Here is a 9,448-nt window from a genome sequence, read left to right as displayed (position 1 = left end):
CTGGCCGCCCAACGCTATCGCGACTATGAAAAGCCCCTAAACGCAGACAGCAGCTTTTGGAGCGACTTGGCGGGTTGGGCGCGCGAACCGTTGAGCGACGAGGCGGGCGCGCGCCGGTATATTGCTATGCTGCGCGATATTCCCCGTTACTACGACCAGCAGATCGGTAATATGCGCGCTGGCCTGAAACGAGGCTTCACCCCACCGCAAATCACCTTGCAAGGCCGTGACATCGGTGTCGAACAGGTCGTCCAAGCGAAGAATATCGAGGACAATCCGTTCTACGCACCCTTCAAGATACTCCCGGCGACGATCCCCGCAACCGTCCAAACGCAGCTACGCGCCGAAGCCCAGGCCGCCATCGCGGAAGCAGTCGTTCCCAGTCATCAAAAGCTTCTTACATTTCTGCGCCGGGAATATATGCCCGGCGCGCGCAAGGGTTTGGCCGCCTACGAGTTGCCCGACGGCAAGGCTTATTATGCATCGAAAATCCGCGAGTTCGTGACCCTCGATAAAAGCCCGGAGGAAATTCATAGAATCGGCCTGAGTGAAATAACGCGCATTCGGGGCCGGATGGCGGATGTCATGAAAGAGGTCGGTTTCAAGGGCGACCTGCCCGCCTTCCTAACCTTCTTGCGCATCGACCCGCAATTTTATCCCAAGACGCCGCAGGAGTTGCTCTTCCGCGCGGCATGGATCGCCAAGACGTTCGACGGCAAGGCATCGCAATATTTCGGTCGGATGCCGCGGATGCGGTTCGCGATCAAACCTGTGCCCGCCGATGTCGCGCCTTTCTATACCGGTGGACGGGGTGGCCCGGGCATCTATCTGGTCAACACGTATAATCTGCCCTCGCGCCCCTTTTATTCGCAGGTTGCCCTGACGCTGCATGAAAGCGCACCGGGCCACGCCATGCAGATGCCATTGGCAGCGGAAAACAAGGCATTGCCGACCTATCGCCGCGACACCTACCTCTCGTCTTACGGCGAGGGCTGGGCACTTTATTGTGAGGCGTTGGGCGAGGAAATGGGAATGTATGAAACGCCTTACGACCGGTTCGGAATGCTGAGCTATCAGGCGTGGCGCGCGGCGCGGCTTGTGGTGGATACCGGCATCCATGCGATGGGTTGGACCCGTAAACAGGCGCAGGATTACATGCGCAACAATACGGCCTTGTCGGACCATGAAATCGAAACGGAAGTCGACCGCTACATCGCTTGGCCCGGGCAGGCGTTATCATATTATATGGGCGAACTGGCCTTCCTGGACGCCCGCAAAAAGGCAGAACGGGCATTGGGTCCGAAGTTCAACGTTCGGGCCTTCCACGATGCTGTGTTGGAAACAGGGTCGGTCCCATTGCCGATGATCGAGCAACTGGTGGATCAGTTGATCGCCGATGGCGGCAAAGGGCCGTATCCCGATGAGGAATGATTGAGTTCGTAACGGTGGCATTCTGGCCTGAAATGCCTGCTTTTCCGGCGCAGCGACACGACATTTCCGCAAGGAAATAGGTTGATATCTGCCCTTGGAATATTGTATACGATATCTCCAGTATCAGCGAAGATCGGATAAGATGTAATGGCAATTGGTTGGAAGGGCGTGTTTCCGGCGGTCACCACGCAAATACGCGCGGACCTGTCGATAGATCTGCAAGATACGCAGCGTGTCGTCGACGATCTTATAAGGGACGGCGTCACTGGCGTCATCGCTCTAGGCACCGTGGGCGAAAATAACTCTTTGGACTATGACGAAAAGGTCAGCGTCCTTTCGGCCATCGTTGAAGTCGTCGCAGGCCGGGTGCCCGTTATCACCGGTGTATCGGAATATGATACTCGCCGCGCGGTGCGTTATGCGCAGGCCGCCGAAAAGGCAGGGGCCGATGGCCTCATGTTGCTGCCGCCGATGGTCTATGTGCCCAAAGCCCACGAACTTGTGGCCCATTTCAAGGGGGTGGCTGATCAGACCGGCTTGCCGATCATGCTCTATAACAATCCGCCCGCCTATCGAACCGTCATCGACCTCGACGTGCTTTCGGCTCTGGTCGATGTATCCAACATCGTTGCAGTTAAGGAATCGGCGCCCGATACTCGGCGTTTCACGGATTTCCGTAATGCTTTCGGCGATCGCTATACGCTGTTCGCCGGTCTGGACGACGTCGCGCTCGAGGGGCTTTATCTTGGCGCGCAGGGTTGGGTGTCTGGCCTGACCAATGCGTTTCCAAAGGAGTCTGTCGAACTGGTTCGCGCTTTCGAACGAGGCGACCATGCCAAGGCGATGGAAATCTATCGCTGGTTCATGCCGTTGCTGCACCTCGACGCGGAGCATGATCTGGTCCAGTCAATCAAACTGGCCGAAGAAGTGATGGGCCGTGGGTCGGAACGGGTCTTGCCGCCGCGCTACGTGCTACAGGGTGAACGCCGCGCCCAGGTCATCGCCATGGTCGAACAGGCTGCTGCGACACGACCCGACCTGTCGGCGGCCGCTGCCGTCTGATAGGGATCGGCTATGCGCCACACTTTTTTCTGTATCGACGGCCATACCGCCGGCAATCCCGTTCGCCTGGTGGCGGGCGGGGCGCCTCTGCTGCGCGGCGCTTCCATGTCGGAACGGCGTCAGGACTTCCTGAGCCGCTTCGACTGGATTCGCACGGGCCTTTGTTTTGAGCCCCGCGGGCATGACATGATGTCCGGTGGTTTCCTGTATCCGCCCACGGTGCCCGATGCTGACATCGGCATCTTGTTCATAGAAACGAGCGGTTGCCTGCCCATGTGCGGGCATGGCACGATCGGCATCGTCACTTTCGGCCTGGAGCATGGGTTGATCCAACCGACGACGCCCGGCCAGTTGCGGGTCGAGGTACCCGCTGGCGTGATCGACATTGCCTATAAGGCAGAGGGTCAGAAGGTCACGTCGGTACGTATCACCAACGTTCCGGCCTATGTCGCCGCGACCGGCATTCGGGTCGATGTCGAGGGGATTGGCCCGCTAACGATCGACGTCGCTTATGGCGGAAATTATTATGCCATCATCGAACCGCAGGGCGCCTATGTCGGGCTCGATGACATGGGCGCTGCGCGGTTGATCGAACTGAGCGGTCGTATCCGAGAGGCGGTTCGGGAACAATATGAGCCGGTGCATCCGCTCGATCCGACCATCCGGGGCGTAAGCCATATCCTTTGGGCCGATGCGCCGCGCGGCGATGGGGTCGATGGGCGCAATGCGGTCTTTTATGGCGACAAGGCGATTGATCGCAGTCCCTGCGGCACGGGGACATCGGCGCGGCTGGCGCATCTCGCGTCACGCGGGAAGCTGGCTGTCGGCAAGCGGTTTGTCCACGAAAGCTATATCGGTAGCCGCTTTATCGGCCGGATTGAGCAAGAAACATTGCTCGGCGAAAAGCCTGCCATTGTCCCGTCGATTGAGGGATCGGCAGTAGCGACCGGTTTTAATACGATCTGGATTGATCGTACGGACTCATTTTGGGCGGGCTTTCAGGTTACTTAGGCTGGATGTCAGGAGTCGGCGGCGGAGCTTGGGGAAACGGGTAGCCGAACTGCGTAGCAGCGGGTGTGCCGCGAAGTGCCGACGCCTCATCAATGCAATATATTGCCTGACTGGTGACCCCTACGGGAATCGAACCCGTGTTTCAGCCGTGAGAGGGCCGCGTCCTAACCGCTAGACGAAGGGGCCTTTGGATTGCATGTGGCAACCGGCAGGGGCGCGCTCTAGCAGACATTGCGCGCACGTCAAGAGAAAGCACCGATCCGATGATCCATAAAAAACCACCCCATGCAAGCATGGGGTGGCCAAGGTTCAGGGAGGAGACGCCTCCTAAGGGGGAGGCGCCCATACGGCACACCCGAAAGGGGGGCAGGTGCACCGCATGCCATCAAAGTAGGACAGGTCGATTACGCTTTCAAGAGCATACCTGTCCTACGGATCGGAAAGCGTCGAAGATCTATGCGGTGACTTCGGCGGTCAGTTCCGGCATCGGGATCGGCCCTTTGTTCTGGGCAATCTGCGCTTCGAAAATGTCACGCATCAGCTGAAGCGAGAAGAGATGCGCGTAGATGAGCGGAAGCATGCCGTTCTGGTTGATCTTGCGCAGTTGATCGCCGCGCAGTTCGCGTAGTTTTTCCTCGTTTATCATGCGGAAGCCACGATAGACGAAGGGCTGATCGGCAATCGGCGTCTGGATCGTGACTTCGCCGTCCATCAGCAGATCCATGTCCTGAAGGTCGCGCACGAATTGGCCGGTGCGGGCCGCCGCCTGCTCGAAATCCTCGCAGAATTTCAGGACGCCCTGCGTCAATTCGCTCGGCTGGCCGGCTTCGAACAGCGCCTGGCCTTCGTCGAACGCGCCGATGGTGCTGCTGGTGGGATCGAAACACAGGGACAGTTCGTCCGTTTCGGGACGCAGCTTCGCCAGCATCCAGGGGTAACGGCGGACATAGGCCGGGACATAGGCTGGGCCACGCAGCTTGCCTTCGTCATCGACGAAGATGTTGACGCCTTCGTTAAGGCCCATCAGCAGCAGCGGCACGGCATCGTTGCCCGCAGAAAAGATGATGGGGGCAAAGCGCTGCGCCGACACGAACTCGTCGACGGTCAGCGGAACTGCGTGCTGAGTGGTGAGGAACGGCGCGGCATCGGCGGGCTGCACCTTATAATCGACATGATCGGCGCTGCTCAGCGGCAGAAGGTCGTTATAGAAGATCGGCAGGGCATTGGCGGGCGCGCTGGCCATTGTCGGGTCCACTTTTTAAGGGCGCAGGCGGGACGATCCCGCGCCTTGCGCCGGCTTCATAATGGGGCAGGGCGATACTGTCCTTGCCGGGGATGTGCAATCGCTTTGTCGGCGGGCGACCTTCAGCCCTCGCCGGGCAACGGGATGAGCTTGCCCGGATTGAACAGGCCACGCGGGTCGAACGCGGCCTTGATGGCGCGCAGCGCGGCGAGACGCGCCGGGCTGGCGAGGCGGGCGAGTTCGGTCCGCTTCATCTGGCCGATGCCATGTTCGGCAGAGATCGATCCGCCGGCCGCCACGACCGCATCGTGCACGAAAGCATTGATGGCCTGCCCCTGCGCCGCGATCCAGGCAGGTCCGTCCCCGGTCCCCCTTGGTGCGCGGACGTGGAAATGGACATTGCCGTCGCCTAGATGACCGAAGGAGGAGGCGGTGGTTCCGGGAAACGCGCGTTCCGCCGCCGCCGCCGCATCGATCATGAAGGCGGGCATCTTCGCCACGGGAACGCTGATGTCATATTGCAGCGCGGGCCCTTGCGCCCTTTCGGCTTCGGAAAGGGATTCGCGTATGCGCCAGAAGGCTTCGGCCTGCGCTTCGTTCGCGGCGATGGCCGCGTCGAGCGCGATCCCCCGTTCGAACGCAGCGGTCAGCGCGTTCTCCAGTCGTTGGGCCGGACCGGGCTCGGCAAGGTCTGCATGGTCGACTTCGATGAGGACATGCCACGGCGTGCGCGTTTCGATAGGGCTGCGGGTGCCGGGAATATGGCCGAGCACGAAGCCCAGCGTCTCATCCGCCAGCACCTCGAAACCCTCGACGCTGTCGCCCAATATCGTCTCGCACAGGCGCAGCAGAGCCAGGGCATCTGCGGGCGTGGCTACGCCCACCCATCCGACCGCCCGCGCTGCGATCGCAGGGGCGAGCCGGAGCGCCGCTGCCGTCACGATGCCCAGCGTCCCCTCCGCGCCGATCAGCAACTGCTTGATGTCGTAACCGCGATTGTCCTTCTTGAGCGCGTCGAGCCCCTCGAAGATGCTGCCGTCAGGTAGCACCGCCTCCACGCCCTCCACCAGTGCGCGCATCGTGCCGTGGCGCAGCACCTGTGTGCCGCCCGCGTTGGTCGACACGAGGCCGCCGATTGTCGCCGACCCCTTCGCGCCGAGGCTGAGCGGGAACCGTCGCCCGACATCTTCCGCTGCGTCATGCAGCACACTGAGGATCACGCCCGCCTCGCACAGCGCGAGATTGTCCTGCGGATCGATCGTGCGGATGCGGTTCATCCGGCGCAGCGAAAGGATCAGCGCCGAACCGTCCGCCGGGGGCGTGGCCCCGCCCACCATGGATGTGTTGCCACCCTGCGGCACGAGCGCGATGCCAAGCTGGGTTGCCAGCTTTACGGCGTCAGCCACTTCCTGTGTGGTGGTGGGCTGAAGGATCGCAGCGGTCTGCCCGTGGTAGCGTCCGCGCCAGTCATGCACCCAGGGCGCGATATCGTCCGGGTCGGTTATGACGCCCTTCGGCCCCAGGATCGCCACGAAGCGATCGACAATATGCTGTCCAATCATGGTACGACGCTATGCGACAGAATTCATCGACGGTTCAACCATTGCCGGGTAGGGGACCGACAAAAGGGGTATGATTTGCTGCCATCTGTCCTGTTGCTGCTGATCGCGCCTGCCGACGAGCGGGTCGAACTGGCGCAGATGTCGATTCAGCAACGCGTCATCATTCGCGTACCCATGGCCCGAAAGGCGAAGTCGCCGCCGCGCCGCCCCGTTGAAGACGACAGCGACTGGCGAGAGAAAAAGGGGCCGCGTTGCATTGCCCTCCGGTCGATACGCGCGGCATCGGTCGTCGTCGACGATGCGGTCGACCTGATCCTGGCCGACGCCCAGCGGTTTCGCGCAAAGCTTGAGCGCGGATGCGATTCGGTCGGTTTCTATTCCGGTTTCTATGTCGAACCCCATGCCGACGGGTCGCTTTGTTCGGGGCGCGACGAATTGCAGGCGCGCAGCGGCGTAAGCTGTGCTATCAATCTTTTCCGTCGCCTTATTCCCCGCGACGGCGACGATTGAAGCGAATTTCTTGACAACGGCTCGATATTTTCGCAAGGCGCGCGCGGTTTGCGCGCATATTATTATTCGCGTTGCACGACGCCCTCTATTTCGGACTCATGAATGACTTTTGCCGATCTCGGCCTATCCGATGAACTGTTGAAGGCTGTGACCGAGTCCGGCTACGACACGCCGACCCCGATCCAGGCGCAGGCCATTCCATCCGTCCTGATGATGCGCGACATCATTGGCATCGCGCAAACGGGCACGGGCAAAACGGCCAGCTTCGTCCTGCCGATGATCGACATTCTGGCGCATGGCCGCGCTCGTGCTTTGATGCCGCGCAGCCTCATTCTGGAGCCGACCCGCGAACTCGCGGCGCAAGTGGCGGAGAATTTCGAGAAATACGGCAAATATCACAAGCTTTCCATGGCGCTGCTGATCGGCGGCGTGCAGATGGGCGATCAGATCAAGGCGCTCGAAAAGGGCGTCGACGTGCTGATTGCGACGCCGGGCCGCCTGATGGACCTGTTCGAGCGCGGCAAAATCCTGCTCAACGGCTGCAACATGCTGGTGATCGACGAGGCGGATCGGATGCTCGACATGGGGTTCATCCCCGACATCGAGCATATCTGCACCAAGCTTCCGGCGCAGCGACAGACATTGCTGTTTTCGGCGACCATGCCGCCGGTCATCAAGAAACTGGCCGACCGGTTCCTGTCCAATCCCAAGTCGATCGAGGTAGCGCGGCCCGCCACCGCTTCGACGAACATCGCTCAGCATCTGGTTAAGGTCGATTCGCGCAAGAAGCGTGAAGCGCTGCGCGCCCTGCTGGACGGGCATGAGGTGCACAGCGCGGTCATCTTCTGCAACCGTAAGACTACGGTTCGCGATCTCAACAAGAGCCTTCAGCGCGACGGCTACCGATCGGGCGAAATCCATGGCGATATCGACCAGTCGTCGCGTATCGCCGAACTGGAACGGTTCCGCGAAGGCAAGGTCAACATCCTCGTCGCATCGGACGTGGCGGCCCGCGGTCTCGACATCAAGGGCGTCAGCCACGTCTTCAACTTCGACGCGCCTTGGCATCCCGACGACTATGTTCACCGCATCGGCCGTACAGGCCGCGCGGGGGCAAAGGGGGTAGCCTACACCTTCGTCACGTCCGAGGATGCCGAAGCGATCGACAATATCCAAAAGCTTATCGGCACCGTCATTCCCTACGCGGATATCCCCGGACGCGGCAGCAGCAGCGATGCGGGAGAAGCCGAAGGTCGTGAGCAGCGCGCCGGAGGGGACCGCAAACCCGCGAGCAGGCATGGCGTAGAACGGGCTGAAGAGCAGCCTTCGCGTGAGCGCCGTCCGCGTGAAGATCGCCCCCGTGAGGACCGCAAGGCACCGCCTGCCGCCGCGCCGCGTCAGCGCCGGTTTGAGGCGGATGATGGCCCCGATGAGGGATGGAACGGCCCGGTGCCCGAATTCCTTTCGGTCGGCTTCGGCGAAACGCTCTCATCCTGATAATCGGCGCCTGCTGCAAGCAGGTTGAGCGTCCGGGTCATGAGCGCGACGAACCGTCCTTCGTCCAGTCGCGCCTTGGGATCGTTCCACGCAGCGCTGACCGAAAACCACGCGCCGTCCTGCCGCTGCACCAGAAAGCTCATGGCCATGACGCCCGGTTCGCTGCCGCCCTTATACCCGATATAGCGCCACCGTTTTGCATCGGCGGGCGCAATGCCGGGGTTGACTGCCATGATCGACAGTGCATCGCCCCCGTGGTGCCGCAGCCAGTGCATCAGCGCGATCATGTCACGCGGTGACGCGAACCATTCGGCGCTGTCTATGGCACTGGGCGTTTCGGCAACGGTGCCGATATCAACCCGCTGCGCCCCCAGTCGCCCGGCGGCATCGCGGAGCAGGGCATGGCGTGCTTTGTTAGACCCGCCGCGCCACAGAGCCAGAAGATCGGCATTGCCAGGCATTTTGAGGGCAAACGCCTCCGCGCTCGTCAACAGCGGCAGCGCACGGTCCGGCATGGCATGACCGGTTTCGAAAACCATCGCATCGACCCGGTAGCGCCCCAGCGCCAGCATCAGCGTGTCGCTTGCGCTGTTGTCGCTTTCGCTGATCATCGCCGTGGCAAGGCTGTGAACCGTAATCGGAGCACCATCGGGCCAACCGAGCAAGCGTCCGGAAAAGCTTTTGGGGCCAAGCGGGACGACATCGCTCCACTGGCGTTCGCCCGCTGCGACGGCCCGCGCCAGTTCGGCGAGGATGTAAAGCTTGTAGCTCGACCCCACCGCCATCGATGCGTCGCCTGCGCTTGCCGGCAGCAGCCATTGCGGCCCGCCATCGCGCAGGCGGGCGATGGCCATGGCGGTTCGTCCCGGCAGGGCGCGGAGTTCCGATGCGACCTTGTCCAGGGTGTCGCCTGCGGTCGCGACCCCGACGATATGCAGGCCTATTACCTTGCCCGGCCCCTGCGGCGCTACGACCAGCGAGAAGCCGACCGTGGCGTGTCGATAACGTATTTCCACCTGCCCTGTCGTATCGCTTTCCATCCGCACCGCGCCCAGCGCCACGGGCCGTCCATGCTGCGTCCGCAATTCTCCCGCAATCGCCCGCCACTGTGCGAGCGGCACGGCGTCGAGGA

8 protein-coding genes and 1 tRNA gene are annotated in these 9,448 nt (G+C 61.8%); 5 read left to right on the top strand and 4 right to left on the bottom strand.

Translation table 11 applies throughout. From position 1 onward, the window contains the following. The 3 genes from DI606_RS18195 to DI606_RS18185 form a co-directional block, all read left to right on the top strand. Positions 1-1,431 (top strand): DUF885 family protein (locus DI606_RS18195; protein ID WP_293985305.1); only part of this gene is annotated, 1,431 nt, incomplete at its 5' end. A gap of 147 nt (positions 1,432-1,578) precedes the next feature. Further along, positions 1,579-2,493: a dihydrodipicolinate synthase family protein gene (locus DI606_RS18190; RefSeq protein ID WP_293985304.1), complete on the top strand. Its 915-nt coding sequence runs from the start codon at positions 1,579-1,581 to the stop codon at positions 2,491-2,493. Between the two features lie 12 nt (positions 2,494-2,505). Next, the gene (locus DI606_RS18185) at positions 2,506-3,504 is read left to right on the top strand and encodes a 4-hydroxyproline epimerase (protein ID WP_293985303.1); all 999 of its coding nucleotides are present in this window, start codon (positions 2,506-2,508) and stop codon (positions 3,502-3,504) included. A 111-nt stretch (positions 3,505-3,615) separates the two neighbouring features. Here DI606_RS18185 and DI606_RS18180 read toward each other — a convergent pair. The 3 genes from DI606_RS18180 to DI606_RS18170 all read right to left on the bottom strand — a co-directional run bounded on the left by DI606_RS18180 (position 3,616) and on the right by DI606_RS18170 (position 6,309). After that, a tRNA-Glu gene (locus DI606_RS18180) sits at positions 3,616-3,690 on the bottom strand. A gap of 268 nt (positions 3,691-3,958) precedes the next feature. Further along, positions 3,959-4,747 (bottom strand): SapC family protein, encoded by a 789-nt coding sequence (locus tag DI606_RS18175; RefSeq protein WP_293985302.1) that lies wholly within the window; start codon positions 4,745-4,747, stop codon positions 3,959-3,961. A 122-nt stretch (positions 4,748-4,869) separates the two neighbouring features. Further along, positions 4,870-6,309, bottom strand: coding sequence for an FAD-binding oxidoreductase (locus tag DI606_RS18170; RefSeq protein ID WP_293985301.1), 1,440 nt, complete (start codon positions 6,307-6,309; stop codon positions 4,870-4,872). Between the two features lie 75 nt (positions 6,310-6,384). On the opposite strand from DI606_RS18170, the gene DI606_RS18165 reads away from it, so the two are divergent. Next, positions 6,385-6,819: a hypothetical protein gene (locus tag DI606_RS18165; protein ID WP_293985300.1), complete on the top strand. Its 435-nt coding sequence runs from the start codon at positions 6,385-6,387 to the stop codon at positions 6,817-6,819. A 102-nt stretch (positions 6,820-6,921) separates the two neighbouring features. After that, complete coding sequence (locus tag DI606_RS18160; protein WP_293985299.1) at positions 6,922-8,316, top strand: DEAD/DEAH box helicase; 1,395 nt, start codon at positions 6,922-6,924, stop codon at positions 8,314-8,316. Here DI606_RS18160 and DI606_RS18155 read toward each other — a convergent pair. Beyond that, positions 8,217-9,448: serine hydrolase (locus tag DI606_RS18155; RefSeq protein WP_293985298.1), on the bottom strand; the 1,232-nt coding region annotated here is incomplete at its 5' end. The two genes, DI606_RS18160 and DI606_RS18155, sit on opposite strands and share 100 nt — an antisense overlap.

The sequence above is a fragment of the Sphingobium sp. genome (assembly GCF_003248505.1).
Taxonomy (GTDB): Bacteria; Pseudomonadota; Alphaproteobacteria; order Sphingomonadales; family Sphingomonadaceae; genus Sphingobium.
This window is presented reverse-complemented; position numbering and strand designations above follow the sequence as displayed.

Bases quoted from the DNA above. Each gene is read 5' to 3' on its own strand.
- DI606_RS18175 (WP_293985302.1), bottom strand. From the start codon at position 4,747: ATGGCCAGCGCGCCCGCCAATGCCCTGCCGATCTTCTATAACGACCTT.
- DI606_RS18190 (WP_293985304.1), top strand. From the start codon at position 1,579: ATGGCAATTGGTTGGAAGGGCGTGTTTCCGGCGGTCACCACGCAAATA.
- DI606_RS18170 (WP_293985301.1), bottom strand. From the start codon at position 6,309: ATGATTGGACAGCATATTGTCGATCGCTTCGTGGCGATCCTGGGGCCG.
- DI606_RS18185 (WP_293985303.1), top strand. From the start codon at position 2,506: ATGCGCCACACTTTTTTCTGTATCGACGGCCATACCGCCGGCAATCCC.
- DI606_RS18160 (WP_293985299.1), top strand. From the start codon at position 6,922: ATGACTTTTGCCGATCTCGGCCTATCCGATGAACTGTTGAAGGCTGTG.